The sequence below is a fragment of the Thioclava sp. GXIMD2076 genome (genome assembly GCF_037949795.1).
Taxonomy (GTDB): domain Bacteria; phylum Pseudomonadota; class Alphaproteobacteria; order Rhodobacterales; family Rhodobacteraceae; genus Thioclava; species Thioclava kandeliae.
Window position 1 is genome coordinate 2,157,983 of record NZ_CP149932.1, and the last position, 13,484, is coordinate 2,171,466.

A 13,484-nucleotide genomic window follows, 5' to 3' on the forward strand; every position below is an offset into this window, starting at 1 on the left:
GCCTCTTGCGGCCACCCTGCCCTATGCGCTCTATGATCTCCGACTAAAACCGGTTTGCCGGAAAAGGAGTATAGAATGGATATCCGTCCGCTTTCACCCGAATTTGCCGTGGCCCCGCAGATCATGCCTGAAGATGTGGCTCTGCTGGCCGAGCAAGGGTTCAAGACCCTCATCATTAACCGTCCCGATGAGGAAAATCCGCCAGAGCTTTCGCATGAGGTTTTTGCTAAAGCTGCGGAAGAAAACGGGATGGTGGCGCATTATCTTCCCTTCTATCCCGGCGATATGACGCCCGAACTGGTTGGCGCGTTCGAGGGCTGTCTTGATGTGGCGGAGAAGCCCTGTTTTGCCTATTGCCGTTCGGGCACACGCAGCTCGCATCTCTGGGCAATGGCGCAGGCTGGCAAGATGGATGTGGCCGAGATCATCGCCGCTGCTGAAAAAGCAGGTTACGATCACCGCCCTATGGCGGGCCTTCTGGCGGCCTATGCAGAACAAAAAGCATAAGCTTGCTTTGCTTCCGCAATTTATGATAAAGGTCAACGGCTGTTGAGGTATTGATATTATGCGCCCTTGCCGAGTATTTCCTAATGGAACTCTTGGTAATGGCGTATGCTTGAATATATCGAAACACTGTTGAGCCTGACATCGGTTGAAGAGATCTGGGCGCATCATTGCCAGTTCATGGAGGGGTATGGTTTCGATCGGCTGCTCTATGGCTATACGCGGTTCCAGTCGCGCCCCAATCTTTTGGATCTCGATGAAACGGTGATCCTGTCCAACCATGATAAAGACTATATCAAGGCTCTGATCGGCGGGAAACTCTATATCAACGCGCCGATGGTGCAATGGGCCTGGTCCAATGAGGGCTGGGAATCCTGGGGCCTTGTCGGTCAGAAGCTCGCATCGGGGATGCTCGATGCGGCCTCTCTCAAGGTGCTCGAGCTGAACCGCAGCTACGGTATCACCGCAGGGATCTCGATCGGCTTCCAGCAATCGACCTCGCGGGCCAGAGGCGGTATCGGCCTATGCGCGCGCAGGGATCTTTCCCAGTGCGAGGTCGATGCAATCTGGGCCGAGCATCAGCGCACCCTTCTGGTGGCCTGTCAGCTCATGCATATGCGGCTATCCGGCCTGCCCTATATTCCACCGAAGCGTCACCTGTCTCCGCGCCAACGCGAAACACTGGAATGGATTGCTGATGGCAAGACCGTCATGGATGTCGCGATGCTGATGGGGCTGACCAGCACCACGATCGAGAAACACCTGCGTCTGGCGCGCGAGGCTCTCAATGTCGAGACGACTGCACAAGCCGTGCTCAAAGCTGCAGTCATGAACCAGATCTTCCAGCCTACGCCGGAGCCTGTTCTGGAAAACCCGCTGCATCACTCCAGTCCGAGAGCCTGACCACAACCTTCCGACATTTGTGAAAGCCACACAAGGTATGGATTTCCTTACTTCTCAAACTATGTAAATTTACGTTTTAATATCCGTGTTCCGTGAGTGGTGGCTTTGGCCAGGAACATGGAATCGGGGGTCGGCGATTATTTATCCGCTATATCCAAGGTTCTGTCCGGTTTACCGGTTAGGTCTGGCATACGCATTTTCGTATGTCAGGCCTTTTTAATTTGCGCGACTTGTTGGAGCTTCAGAGCGCCGCCGGCGTCCCAACCGCAGTCCATGTAGCTCCGGCCCGCCCTGCCCCCGTTCCAAAGCAAAACGAGCGCCCTTGCGGACGCTCGCTTCAAAGACATACCGATCGGAAAGATCAGTTGCCAGCAGCGGTCTTGGCGACTTCTGCAGCGAAATCTTCTTTTTCTTTCTCGATACCTTCGCCGACTTCAACGCGGGCGAATGCAACGATCTCGACCCCTGCGTCCTTGGCCGCCTGGCCAACGGTCAGATCGGGGTTGATAACGAAGGCTTGGTTCACAAGGGTGACTTCCTGCAGGAACTTCTGCATCCGGCCAACGATCATTTTCTCGATCACGGCTTCGGGCTTGCCCGACTCGCGTGCGATATCGATCTGGACCTGCTTCTCTTTCTCGACGATTGCCGGATCGAGATCAGCTTCCGACAGCGAGGCCGGGTTGGTCGCAGCGATATGCATCGCGATTTGCTTGCCGATAGTCTCGTTGGAACCTTTCAGCGCAACCAGAACACCGATCTTGCCCATGCCTTCTGCAGCGGCATTATGGACATAGGAGACAACGGTCTCGCCTTCCACGGCAACCATACGGCGCAGGGTCATGTTCTCGCCGATTTTCGCGATCGCGTCGGTGAGGACTTCCGAAACCGGCTTGCCGTCGACGGGTGCGTTGTTCAGCTCTTCGGTGGTGTTCACGCCCAGAGCAGCGGTCGCGATCTTCGAGACCATACCTTGGAATTCGGCGTTCTTACCAACGAAGTCGGTTTCCGAGTTCACTTCGACAGCAACACCTTTGCCGCCTTCGACAGCCACGGCCACGAGGCCTTCAGCTGCAACACGGCCGGATTTCTTCGCTGCTTTCGCGAGGCCTTTGGTGCGCAGCCAGTCTACGGCTGCTTCCATATCGCCATCGGTTTCGGTCAGCGCTTTTTTCGCGTCCATCATGCCTGCGCCGGTGCTTTCGCGCAGTTCTTTCACCATTGCTGCGGTGATCGCCATGCTCGGATCTCCTGTCAAATGTAATTGGGAGGGGTCTTAGTCCCCTCCCGTGTCATTGGGATGACGGTGAAGCGATTATGCTTCTTCAGCCTCGACGGCTTCTTCAACCGGTGCGTCTTCCAGAGCGCCGAGGTCAACGCCGGCTGCGCCCATCTGGGCGGTCATGCCGTCGAGCGCTGCGCGCGAGACCAGATCGCAATAGAGCGAGATGGCGCGTGCGGCGTCGTCGTTGCCCGGGATCACATAGTCCACGCCTTTGGGCGAGCAGTTGGTATCGACAACAGCCACAACCGGGATACCCAGTTTATTAGCTTCTGCGATGGCCAGATCTTCTTTCTTGACGTCGATGACGAACAGAAGGTCCGGGAGGCCGCCCATTTCGGCGATACCACCGAGCGAAGCGGTCAGCTTCTCGTGGTCACGCTCCATGCCGAGGCGCTCTTTCTTGGTCAGGCCTTCTGCGCCTGCTTCGAGCTTCTCGGTGATGGTTTTCATACGCGAGATCGACTGGGAAACGGTTTTCCAGTTGGTCAGCGTGCCACCGAGCCAGCGGTGGTTCATGTAGTATTGGGCCGATTTTTCAGCGGCTTCTGCAACGGGCTTTGCAGCCTGACGCTTGGTGCCGACGAACAGAACGCGGCCGCCTTTTGCAACGGTGTCACGCACGACTTGCAGAGCCTTGTCCAGCATCGGGACGGTCTGGGTCAGGTCGAGGATGTGGATGCCGTTACGGTCGCCGTAGATGTATTGTTGCATCTGCGGGTTCCAGCGTTGCGTCTGGTGACCGAAGTGAACGCCAGCTTCGAGCAGCTGACGCATGGTGAAATCGGGAAGCGCCATGGTCTTTTCCTTTTCCGGTTTGCGCCTGGGCGAAGGTTTTGAAAACCACCGTGCTAGGTGGCTCCAACCGGTGGACCCTCAGGGATGTCTCCCCCGAAAAGCCCGCCTTCGCCTGTGAAGTGCGGGCCTCTTACATCGGGGCTGCTGCCATGACAAGTGAAATATGCGCAGTCTTCGGGCTTTTGGTGCCGACGCTCCCGGCAGGCGGTCCAGAGAGCTAGCGCAGGCCCAGCTCGTAGCCGCGCGCAACGGCCTCGGGCAAGGTGCGCGCCCCGAGTTTCTTGCGCAACCCGTTCGAATGCAGATCGACGGTCGCAAGCGAGATATCGAGCTGATGCGCGATCTGGTCGCGGCGTTGGCCTTCCGCGATCAGATGGAAGATCTGCAATTCGCGCTTGCTGAGGATCTGGCGGTAACTGGGTTCGGGCGCGAGATTTGCCGCCCAGAAATGGATCAGCCGTGTTTGGGCCTCATCTTTCGGGGCGAAGACGAGGCAGGCGATGGTGCCGAGGGCTCGGTCGCTGATCTCGATGCGGACCGGAACAGGGCTCTCCGTGCGTAATGCCGCGCGCATTGTCTCCCGCATGGGGCCTGCGAAGGTCAGGATGCCCTTATCGGCCCCAAGGCTCGATGCGGCGGTGATCAATGCTGCGGCCGGCTCGCTACAGGCGCGGATCTGGCCATCGGCGTCGATCTTCACATAAGCGCCCCGAAAGCGGCGCAGAGAGGTCGGCCTAATGCACTCGCGTCCGCCGGATGGTGGCTGCAGCACAATAGACGAGGGATGGTTGGGTAGATCCATCCAGAAGCCTCCGCTTTCTTTTATCAAAACAGAACACACTGGCGTGTGATCGGGAGAACGCGTGAACGGCGATAAAAACACTTGGCTGAAGAAGGTTATTATTCTGCCTACCCTTAAGGCAACCTATAAGTTTTCCTAGGTTGAACAGCTTGCTCACGAAGGCTCAAGATTGCGTTACTCAATGCATGGCATGGCCATGGGAATGTTCTGAAGGATTATGACAATGCGCATTCAATTGACCGGTATCGCCCTTCTGGCCTGCACGACGCTGGCTGCGTGTGGAAGCAGCGGCAGCAGTGGCGGGGGCAGCGGGAGCCTGTCTCTGGCCGAAGCTAATAATATTGTTTCACAATATAATGCTATCGAAGATGCCTTGGAGAGCGGTGATGCCACTCTGGCGACCGATGCAACGGGCGAGGTCTCGATGTCGGGCTATATGGGCTTTGGCGTAGACGAGACCGAGGACAGCTATACCGAAGCCCTTGGCGAGCTGTCGATGGATGTCGATTTCGATAACGGCACCGTATCGGGGACCGCGCAGAATTTCGCGCTCTATGAGGCGAATGACGATGACGGATATAGCAGCAAGGACAGCGACCTAGATGGCATGCTTGCGGTCGATGGCACGATCTCCTCGGCGGTGATCGATGCCTCGGTGACCGGCACTCTGTCCGATGGCGAGGGCTCCGGGACGGTCGATTTCGTCATGGAGGGTGGCGTCTTCGAGCAGGATGACGAGCTGATGGCGATCGGGGATGTCGATGGTCTCATCACCTTCGATGACGAGAGCACCTTCGAGAGCAGCGGCGGATTCTACGCGCGCGAGGATTGAGCGGATCTGGATTTTGTCTGACTGGATGCGCCGGAGACCGGCGCATCTTTCGCATTTCGAGGCCCCATGCGTTCTTGTGCTTCTTTCCATTATCTCTGTGCGGCGCTTGGCGCTGCATGTCTTCTTGCCATTCTTCTTGCTGCTGGCCCCTTGCGCGCCGAGCAGACACGCAGCGTCGCGGACTGGATGGGCGTGGCGACCCGTCTCGATGCCGAGGGAAAACCCCTCTCGGCCCTGAGGATCTACGGTGATATTGCCGCACAGCGTCCCGATTACACGCCAGCAACCCATGCGCTGGATCGCGTTCTCGCGCAGATCGGATCAGCGCGTCGCAGCGAGGCGATCCTGAAATATGTCCTGCAGGGGGAGCGCACGCATCGTGCGCCCTATCTGGCGGCCCTGCGCCGGCTTGATGCCACCCATCCTTTCCGCTTCTCCTTCTCGGGCGGTCTTCTGCCCTCGAGTAACGTCTCGCGCACGTCTTCGCAGACCTATCTGATCACCGATTTCGGGACGTTCCTGATTGCAAATGGTGGTGAGGAGGAATCAGGGATCGGGGCCGAAGCCTCGCTCGAAGGTGATTGGGTGCTCCAGCCCGCGCTTGGGCACCGGCTGCATCTGCGCCCGTCGCTCTCGGGAGAATGGTATAGCCAGCGGCAGCTGCGGTTTCTCCAGCCCTCGCTGGCGCTGACCTATGAAAACCTGACCGGACGGGATGACTGGGGGCTGACCGCCTCTGCGCGCTATCGGGCCTATGACGGGCGGGCCGACGAGAACACCTCGGGCCATCGCGCCTACGGGATCAGCGCCTATAAACGCTGGATGCTCGAGGCCGTGCCGCTCGAGCGCGCGATGGTCACCGGTGCCGCCCTTGCCGAATACCGCGATTATTTCGACAAGGACGGGTATGACGGGCGGTTCTATCAACTGAGCAGCACATTCCAGCATCGCGCGGGTCGGGCCAGCCTGTCCTATGGGGCGCGGATCAGTCGGTCCGATGTCCGGCTCGATTACCACCGCTATGACGCTGCGGGCCTCACGCTCGGGGTCTCGCGCCCGCTTGGCCAGTCGATCGCGGGCGGCGCGTCGTTGCGCTATGACTGGCGTTTCTACGATGCCGACTTCCCGTTAATGGGTGAGCCCCGCAAGGATCGGGTGGCCGCACTCAGTGTCTTTGCCACATTGCGCGATATCCGTATCGGCGACAGCTCTCCGCGGATCCGTTGCGGCTATACTACCAGCGCATCCAATATCGCGCTCTATGACTATGAAAGTTTCGATTGCGGGCTATCGCTTGATTTGACCTTTTGATCAGGTTTTGCTTGCGCGGACGCCAGACCCGCGGCAATAGGAGGCATGACCGACTTGCCTCAGATCCTCTGTATCGGCTCCGTCCTTTGGGACATCATTGGCCGAACGCCTGCCCCGATGCGGTTCGGGGCCGACCAGCCCGGACGCATTACGCGCCTGCCGGGCGGGGTTGCAATGAATATCGCCATGACGCTGACGCGTTTTGGCATGACACCCGTTCTTCTCTCGGCGGTAGGCCGCGACACGCAGGGGGTCGAACTTCTGGCACAGGCCGAGCGTCTGGGCATTGACGCACGCCATGTCTACCGCTCGGCAGATCTGCCGACCGACCGCTATATGGCCATCGAATGCGCGACCGGTCTGGTCGCGGCGCTGGCGGATGCCCATTCGCTTGAGGCTGCGGGCGATAAGATCCTCGCACCTCTGGCCGATGGCCGTCTGGGTAACGCGGAGGCCCCATGGAGCGGGCCTGTGGCGCTTGACGGCAACCTGACGACAGATCTTCTGGCACAGATCGCGCGTTCGCCGCTCTTTGCCAAGGCCGATCTGCGTGTGGCGCCCGCCAGCCCGGGCAAGGCCGAGCGTCTGCTGCCGCTTCTCAATCACCCCAAAGCCACGCTTTATGTCAATCTCGAGGAAGCGGGGATCCTCTGCCAGACCGAGTTCGGCTCGGCGCGTGAGGCGGCTGAAGGTCTGGCCAGACGCGGCGCCAAGCGGGCACTTGTGACCGATGGTGGCAGGGATGCGGCCGATATGTCGGAGGCAGGCATCCTCACCGCCTGCCCGCCCGAAGTTCTCGTAACCCGCGTGACAGGCGCGGGTGATACGTTCATGGCCGCCCATCTGGTGGCCGAATATGCCGGCCAGACGCGCGAGGACGCCTTGTCGCGCGCGCTCTTGGCTGCGGCCCGTTATGTGTCCGGAGATATTGCGACATGACCGATCTACTTGTTTTCACCCCCGAAGTGCGCGCGGCCCTCGATGCGGGCCAACCCGTGGTGGCGCTCGAATCGACGATCATCACCCATGGCATGCCCTTCCCGCAGAATGTGGAAACCGCCCGCAAGGTCGAGGATACGATCCGCGCCGAGGGGGCTGTGCCCGCGACGATCGCGCTGATGAAGGGGCGTATCCATATCGGGCTCAGCGATGCCGAGCTGGACGAGCTGGCCAAGGCAGAGGGCGTGATGAAGGTCTCGCGCGCCGATATGGCGGTCTGCCTTGCGCGCGGCGCCTATGGGGCGACCACCGTGGCCGCCACGATGATCTGCGCGGCGCGCGCGGGGATTGCGGTCTTTGCCACCGGCGGGATCGGTGGCGTGCATCGCGGGGCCGAGGAGAGCTTCGACATTTCCGCCGATCTGGCGGAGCTGGGCCAGACCGCCGTGACCGTGGTTTGCGCCGGTGCCAAGGCGATCCTCGATCTGCCCAAGACCTTCGAGGTGCTGGAAACCGATGGCGTGCCGGTCTTCGCCTATGGGCAGGACGAGCTTCCGGCCTTCTGGTCGCGCAGCTCCGGGCTGACGGCACCGCTGCGGGCCGATAGCGCCGCCGAGATCGCCAGGGCGGCGATCATGCGCGCGGCGCTCGGGCTCGAGGGCGGCCAGCTTGTCGCCAATCCGATCCCCGAGGCCGCCGAGATCCCGCGCGAGGTGATCCTGCCCGTGGTCGAGCAGGCACTGTCCGAGGCTCAGGCGCAGGGCATCACCGCCAAGGCGGTGACGCCCTTCCTGCTGCAGCGTATTTTCGAGCTGACCGAGGGCCGCTCGCTCAAGGCCAATATCGAGCTGGTGCTGAACAATGCGCGTCTTGCCTCGCAGATCGCGAAAGAAATGGCCGCCTTGCGCTAGGGCCTTATTGCTAAAACCGGAGGGCTCTCCCATCTAGGGTGGATGTCCTCCGGACCATTCGGGGGATTCGTGATTTTGCAGGACGTTCCATGACCCCCACAGAGCCCAAACCCAAGCCCCGCCGCCGCTTTGCCGCGATCCGGGCATCGTTTCTGACAGGGCTCGTCGTGATCCTGCCCATCGGTCTGACCGCGTGGCTGATCTGGACGGTTGCGGGCTGGGTCGATGGCTGGGTGCTGCCGCTTGTGCCCCACGAGCTGCGCCCCGAGCATTATATCGGCGTCAATCTGCGCGGTATCGGGGTTCTGATCTTCCTCCTGTTCACCCTGATCGTCGGCTGGTTTGCCAAGGGCTTCTTTGGCCGTGCGCTGTTGCGTCTGGGCGAGGCGATCGTCAATCGCATGCCGGTGGTGCGCTCGGTCTATTCCGGCATTAAACAGATCGCGGAGACCGTCTTCAGCCAGGGCGAGGAGAAGTTCGACCGTGCCTGCATCATCGAATATCCGCGCCCGGGCGTGAAGGCGATGGCTTTTGTCTCGGCCCGCACGAAGGGAGAGATCGCGCGGCTTGCCGATAACCCCGAAGACCCGCTGATTGCGGTCTTCATGCCCACGACCCCCAACCCGACCTCGGGCTTCCTGATGTTCGTGCCACAGTCGCAGATCACCTATCTGGATATGCCGATCGAGGATGCGGCCAAGCTGATCATCTCGGCGGGTCTGGTCTATCCGTCGGAAAAAGAACAGCCACAAACCCGCTGAAACTCAACCGAAAAGCTCCGACAGGTTGACGGAGGGCTCGCGTCCGATCTTATCGGCATGGGCCTCCAGAAACCGGTCGGCGGCATGCTGGCCTGCGGTTTTCAGCCGGTCGAGCATCCCGAAGCTCGGTGTGATCTTCGAGCTCTGCCCGAGCGAGAGCATAGTCTCGTCATCGGCGATCATATGGATCAGCACATCCTTCATCGTGCCCTCGGGCAGATGTTTCTCGGCGATCACACGGCGGGCGAAATTGATCGCGCGCAATTCGCGCAGGAGCGAGGTGTTGAACGAGATCTCGGTGATCCGCTCCTCGATCTGTTGCGGCGTCGTGGGAACGCTGTCGCGCGCCATCGGATTGATGCTCACGATCAGGATGTCCCGCGGATATTGCGGCTCGAAGAGCGGAAATAGCGCGGGATTCCCGGTATAGCCGCCATCCCAATAGGCCTCGTGCCGCCCCGTCGCCTTGTCCTCGATCTCGATGGCACGGAACAAGTTGGGCAGGCAGGCCGAGGCCAGAAGCGCATCGGGCGTTACCTCGGCGCCCGAAAATACGCGGATCTTGCCGGTGCGCACATTGGTGGCCGAGACATAGAAGGCAGGGCCATCCTTGCAGCATACACTCTCGAATTCCAGGTCGCGCACGACGCGCTCCAACGGATTGATATAGAATGGTCCCGAGTCGTATGGCGAAAAGAGCCGCAGCCAGTTTTCGATGTAGAAGGACGGCGTGAAGAGATCGAGCCAACGCGTCACGGTATCGGGATAGGGCAGAAAAGCCGACATCCAGCGGTCGGTGCGCAGGTCACTACCCTCGGCCACCTGCCCCCAGAGCCATGCCAGCGCCTCGCGTGCGGCCTCCCGCCCGATCCGGCCCTGACCCTGCGCCAGCCCCGATTTCAGCGCGGCCCCGTTGAGCGCACCTGCCGAGGTGCCGGAAATGGCGGCGATTTCCAGCCAGTCCTCGTCCAGTAACCTGTCAAGGACACCCCAAGTGAAGGCGCCATGCGCCCCACCTCCCTGTAGCGCGAGATTGATCCGCCTGCTTTCCATCGAAGCCCCCGAATGTTGCAAAGCCTGTAAGCACCCGCCCGAAGCGGTTTGAACACCGTAATCGGCCCCGAAAGACCGCAGAACTCGCTAAAAAAGGGGCCCCCCCTTTTTGATCTTATAATGCGGTCCAGCCCCCATCGACCGAAATCGTGGTGCCGGTGATCTGTGCCGCAGCCTCCGAGCACAGGAAAACCGCCGTGCCGCCGATCTGTTCGACAGTCGCGAACTGTTTCGAGGGCTGCCGGTCGAGGATGATCTTCTCGACCGCCTCTTCCTCGGTCATGTTGTATTTCTTGGCGGTGTCGGGGATCTGCGCCTCGACGAGCGGCGTATGCACATAGCCCGGGCAGATCGCATTGGCGGTGATCGCCTCTTTCGCGGTTTCCAGCGCTACGACCTTGGTCATGCCCACAACGCCGTGCTTGGCCGAGACATAGGCCGATTTATAGGGCGAGGCTGTCAGGCCATGGGCCGAGGCGATATTGACCACCCGTCCCCAACCCGCCTTGCGCATCATCGGCAGAGCAACGGCCGTGGTATGGAAGGCCGAATTGAGCATGATCGCAATGATCGTATCCCATTTCTCGACGGGAAATTCGTCGATGGGGGCCACATGCTGAATGCCGGCATTGTTGACGAGGATGTCGCAATGCCCCGCCTGCTCGATCAGTCCGCGCGCCTCCGCGCCCTTGGAGAGATCGGCCTTGATATAGCGGGCTTCAACGCCAAACTCCTGTGCGATGCTTTTCGCGAGATCGTGATCCTCGGGCCGGTCGGTAAAAGAATTCAGAACAACATTTGCGCCCGCGCGTGCAAGCTCTCGCGCAACGCCGAGACCAATTCCCGAATTAGATCCGGTAATAACTGCAGATTTTCCCTTAAGGCTCATCTGGCCCTCCTCTGGATAATATCCCTGATCATCATCCTAGAGCCGAATCTGGCAAGGTCCAATCACGCTAAAATCCACAATATCACGCAGGAGTGCGGCTTTTTTTGCTTGCGTTCGCGAATCGCATCAAGCAAAAGCAGCCCATCATCTGAAACTGCTTCGTCGATGCGACGCCAAGACCATTTGGCGCATCCTTGAATTGTTCCAGTTCAAAAAACCTGCGCGTTCATGGCATTAATGGATGCAACTGCAGCGAGAACTGAGCAAGGAGCCGCATTGACCAAAAAAAACGCCCGCACAAGGCGGGCGCTAAGTCATGAGGCAGGTTTCATACAGGCAAGAAACCTATCGAGCAGTGAGTTTGTTATAGGCCGTTCTGCGCGCAGTTTCAAAGGGAAAATTGCGTAAGTCCCGTTGCTCGGTTAGATTTCCTGTAAATAACACGAGCAGAAACGGAATTATCGCGATGCAGAACCCCGCTCTCAGACGCATGCTTTTGGGCGCTATGCTTGCCGCAAGCCCTTTAATCCTTGGGCATGAGGCGCTTGCAGCACCGCAGCATGCGATCGCCATGACTGGTGCGCCCGCCCTGCCCGATAATTTCGACCATCTTCCCTATGCCAACCCCGATGCACCCAAGGGCGGAACGCTGAAACTGGGTGAGGTTGGCACGTTCGATTCGCTCAACCCGTGGATTCTGCTGGGCCGTCCGGCCACGGGAATCACCCAATATGTGACCGAGTCGCTGATGGCGCGCTCGATTGATGAACCCTTCACCCTCTATGGCCTTCTGGCGCAATCGGTCGAGACTGACGAGGCGCGCAGCTATGTCGAATACACGCTGCGCCCCGAGGCGCATTTCTCGGATGGCAAGCCGGTGACAGTCGAGGATGTGATCTGGTCTTACAAGACGCTCGGCGAAAGCGGACACCCGCGCTACCGCAACGCCTGGGCCAAGGTGAAAGAGATCACCCAGACCGGCCCGCGCTCGGTCCGTATCACGTTTAACGCGCCCGACCGCGAGCTAGCGCTTCTGATGGGGATGCGTCCCATTCTGGAAAAGGCGCAATGGGAGGGCAAGGATTTCGAGGCGACCACCGATATGATCCCCGTGGGCTCGGGCCCCTATGTGGTTGATCAGGTGTCGAACGGCAAATTCATCAGCTTCAAGAAAGACCCCAACTGGTGGGGCAAGGATGTGAATTTCAATCACGGCCTTTGGAATTTTTCTGAGATCCGTCACGATTATTTTAAGGATGGCAATGTGATCTTCGAAGCTTTTAAAGCCGGAGATGTAGATGCGTGGCGCGAGGCCAGCGATGCCCGCTGGCAGAACAGCTATAATTTTGCGGCAGCCCAATCGGGCGAGATCGTCAAGGACGAGATCCCCAATGCCCGCCCCTCCGGCATTGACGGGCTGGTGATGAACACCCGTAATCCGCTCTTCAAGGATTGGCGCGTGCGCGAGGCGCTGACCGAGGTGTTCAATTTCGAGTTCATCAACAAAACACTGAACAATGGCGCCGAACCCCGTGTGACGTCGTTCTTTTCCAATTCCGATCTAGGCATGCAGGAAGGGCCCGCGACCGGCAAGGTGAAGGCGCTGCTTGAACCCTTCGCCAAGGATCTTGCGCCCGGAACGATGGAGGGCAATCCCCTGCCGGTTTCGGATGGCCGCGAAATGAATCGAAAGAACACCCGTAAGGCACTGAAACTCCTTTCGGATGCGGGCTGGGAGGTTGGTCAGGACGGGGTTCTGCGCAACCCGCAGGGCCAGCCCTTCCGCTTCGAGATCCTGCTGCGTCAGGGCGGCGGCTATGGCAGCGGCCCCTATGATCCGCAATCGGTGGTCGATATCTATGTTCAGGCGCTCAAGCGCGTGGGTATCGAGGCCACTGTGACCACGATCGATGACGCGCAATATGTGCAGCGCAGTCGGAACTACCAGTTCGATATGACATGGTATTGGCGCGCGCTCTCGCTCAGCCCAGGCAACGAGCAGATGCTCTATTGGGGCTCGAACGGCGTCGAGCAGCCCGGTAGCTGGAACTGGATGGGCATGGACAGCCCCGCGGCAGAAGCGATGATCACCCATATGCTGGAGGCCACCGATCGCGAGGATTATGTGGCTGCCGTGCGTGCGCTGGACCGGATCCTGACCGAAGGCCGCTATGTGATCCCCGCATGGTATTCCAAGACCTCGAGGCTTGCGCATAAATCCAGCCTTCATTATCCGGAAACCCTGCCGGTTTACGGTGATTGGCCGGGCTTCATGCCCGATACTTGGTGGTATGAGGCGAAAAAATGAAAACACTCGTTTTGCTTGGCTTGCTGATGGTCTCCCTGAGCGCGTGCAACACGGTTGCGGGCATGGGAGAGGATGTCTCGGGCGGTGCGCGCACGGTTCAGGGCTGGATGTACTGACAGCCTCGGATGCAGCAGGATCGGAAAGGGCCGTGCCGCGGGCACCGGCCCTTTTGCTATGGCGGAAATCCGCGC

14 protein-coding genes are annotated in these 13,484 nt (G+C 59.7%); 9 read left to right on the plus strand and 5 right to left on the minus strand.

Features of this window, described 5'->3' with window-relative positions; all coding sequences use genetic code 11:
- Positions 1–75: 75 nt before the first annotated feature.
- Complete coding sequence (locus tag WDB91_RS10645; RefSeq protein WP_339112540.1) at positions 76–507, plus strand: TIGR01244 family sulfur transferase; 432 nt, start codon at positions 76–78, stop codon at positions 505–507.
- A 105-nt stretch (positions 508–612) separates the two neighbouring features.
- Complete coding sequence (locus WDB91_RS10650; RefSeq protein WP_339112541.1) at positions 613–1,407, plus strand: LuxR family transcriptional regulator; 795 nt, start codon at positions 613–615, stop codon at positions 1,405–1,407.
- A 361-nt stretch (positions 1,408–1,768) separates the two neighbouring features.
- Here the strand turns inward: WDB91_RS10650 and tsf are convergent, their stop codons facing one another.
- The 3 genes from tsf to WDB91_RS10665 all read right to left on the minus strand — a co-directional run bounded on the left by tsf (position 1,769) and on the right by WDB91_RS10665 (position 4,187).
- Positions 1,769–2,647 (minus strand): translation elongation factor Ts, encoded by an 879-nt coding sequence (gene tsf / locus WDB91_RS10655; protein ID WP_339112542.1) that lies wholly within the window; start codon positions 2,645–2,647, stop codon positions 1,769–1,771.
- A 75-nt stretch (positions 2,648–2,722) separates the two neighbouring features.
- Positions 2,723–3,487, minus strand: a complete 765-nt coding sequence (rpsB, locus tag WDB91_RS10660) for a 30S ribosomal protein S2 (protein WP_339112543.1) — start codon at positions 3,485–3,487, stop codon at positions 2,723–2,725.
- 217 nt (positions 3,488–3,704) lie between these two features.
- Positions 3,705–4,187, minus strand: a complete 483-nt coding sequence (locus WDB91_RS10665; protein ID WP_339112544.1) for a LuxR C-terminal-related transcriptional regulator — start codon at positions 4,185–4,187, stop codon at positions 3,705–3,707.
- A 325-nt stretch (positions 4,188–4,512) separates the two neighbouring features.
- Here WDB91_RS10665 and WDB91_RS10670 point away from each other — a divergent pair, with 325 nt between their 5' ends.
- From WDB91_RS10670 to WDB91_RS10690, 5 genes are all read left to right on the plus strand, one after another.
- Complete coding sequence (locus WDB91_RS10670; protein ID WP_339112545.1) at positions 4,513–5,121, plus strand: hypothetical protein; 609 nt, start codon at positions 4,513–4,515, stop codon at positions 5,119–5,121.
- A gap of 66 nt (positions 5,122–5,187) precedes the next feature.
- Entirely contained in the window at positions 5,188–6,432 is a 1,245-nt protein-coding gene (locus WDB91_RS10675; protein ID WP_339112546.1) for a surface lipoprotein assembly modifier, read from the plus strand.
- A 45-nt stretch (positions 6,433–6,477) separates the two neighbouring features.
- Positions 6,478–7,371: a PfkB family carbohydrate kinase gene (locus tag WDB91_RS10680; RefSeq protein WP_339112547.1), complete on the plus strand. Its 894-nt coding sequence runs from the start codon at positions 6,478–6,480 to the stop codon at positions 7,369–7,371.
- Complete coding sequence (locus tag WDB91_RS10685) at positions 7,368–8,282, plus strand: pseudouridine-5'-phosphate glycosidase (RefSeq protein ID WP_339112548.1); 915 nt, start codon at positions 7,368–7,370, stop codon at positions 8,280–8,282. The genes WDB91_RS10680 and WDB91_RS10685 overlap by 4 nt, the downstream gene beginning before the upstream one ends.
- A gap of 89 nt (positions 8,283–8,371) precedes the next feature.
- Positions 8,372–9,043 (plus strand): DUF502 domain-containing protein, encoded by a 672-nt coding sequence (locus tag WDB91_RS10690; RefSeq protein ID WP_339112549.1) that lies wholly within the window; start codon positions 8,372–8,374, stop codon positions 9,041–9,043.
- A gap of 3 nt (positions 9,044–9,046) precedes the next feature.
- Here the strand turns inward: WDB91_RS10690 and WDB91_RS10695 are convergent, their stop codons facing one another.
- Together WDB91_RS10695 and WDB91_RS10700 are read right to left on the minus strand one after the other, a co-directional pair.
- Positions 9,047–10,096, minus strand: a complete 1,050-nt coding sequence (locus WDB91_RS10695; protein ID WP_339112550.1) for a patatin-like phospholipase family protein — start codon at positions 10,094–10,096, stop codon at positions 9,047–9,049.
- Between the two features lie 115 nt (positions 10,097–10,211).
- Positions 10,212–10,985 carry a 3-hydroxybutyrate dehydrogenase gene (locus tag WDB91_RS10700; RefSeq protein ID WP_339112551.1) on the minus strand — a complete coding sequence of 258 codons (774 nt, stop codon included), beginning with the start codon at positions 10,983–10,985 and terminating at the stop codon, positions 10,212–10,214.
- 466 nt (positions 10,986–11,451) lie between these two features.
- Here WDB91_RS10700 and WDB91_RS10705 point away from each other — a divergent pair, with 466 nt between their 5' ends.
- Both WDB91_RS10705 and WDB91_RS10710 read left to right on the plus strand, forming a co-directional pair.
- Complete coding sequence (locus WDB91_RS10705) at positions 11,452–13,293, plus strand: extracellular solute-binding protein (protein WP_339112552.1); 1,842 nt, start codon at positions 11,452–11,454, stop codon at positions 13,291–13,293.
- Positions 13,290–13,409 (plus strand): entericidin, encoded by a 120-nt coding sequence (locus tag WDB91_RS10710; protein WP_339112553.1) that lies wholly within the window; start codon positions 13,290–13,292, stop codon positions 13,407–13,409. Before WDB91_RS10705 ends, WDB91_RS10710 begins: the two co-directional genes overlap by 4 nt.
- Positions 13,410–13,484 lie beyond the last annotated feature (75 nt).

Coding starts and splice junctions, on each gene's coding strand:
- WDB91_RS10645 (WP_339112540.1), top strand. CDS start 76: ATGGATATCCGTCCGCTTTCACCCGAATTTGCCGTGGCCCCGCAGATC.
- WDB91_RS10650 (WP_339112541.1), top strand. CDS start 613: ATGCTTGAATATATCGAAACACTGTTGAGCCTGACATCGGTTGAAGAG.
- tsf (WP_339112542.1), bottom strand. CDS start 2,647: ATGGCGATCACCGCAGCAATGGTGAAAGAACTGCGCGAAAGCACCGGC.
- rpsB (WP_339112543.1), bottom strand. CDS start 3,487: ATGGCGCTTCCCGATTTCACCATGCGTCAGCTGCTCGAAGCTGGCGTT.
- WDB91_RS10670 (WP_339112545.1), top strand. CDS start 4,513: ATGCGCATTCAATTGACCGGTATCGCCCTTCTGGCCTGCACGACGCTG.
- WDB91_RS10675 (WP_339112546.1), top strand. CDS start 5,188: ATGCGTTCTTGTGCTTCTTTCCATTATCTCTGTGCGGCGCTTGGCGCT.
- WDB91_RS10680 (WP_339112547.1), top strand. CDS start 6,478: ATGACCGACTTGCCTCAGATCCTCTGTATCGGCTCCGTCCTTTGGGAC.
- WDB91_RS10685 (WP_339112548.1), top strand. CDS start 7,368: ATGACCGATCTACTTGTTTTCACCCCCGAAGTGCGCGCGGCCCTCGAT.
- WDB91_RS10690 (WP_339112549.1), top strand. CDS start 8,372: ATGACCCCCACAGAGCCCAAACCCAAGCCCCGCCGCCGCTTTGCCGCG.
- WDB91_RS10695 (WP_339112550.1), bottom strand. CDS start 10,096: ATGGAAAGCAGGCGGATCAATCTCGCGCTACAGGGAGGTGGGGCGCAT.
- WDB91_RS10700 (WP_339112551.1), bottom strand. CDS start 10,985: ATGAGCCTTAAGGGAAAATCTGCAGTTATTACCGGATCTAATTCGGGA.
- WDB91_RS10705 (WP_339112552.1), top strand. CDS start 11,452: ATGCAGAACCCCGCTCTCAGACGCATGCTTTTGGGCGCTATGCTTGCC.
- WDB91_RS10710 (WP_339112553.1), top strand. CDS start 13,290: ATGAAAACACTCGTTTTGCTTGGCTTGCTGATGGTCTCCCTGAGCGCG.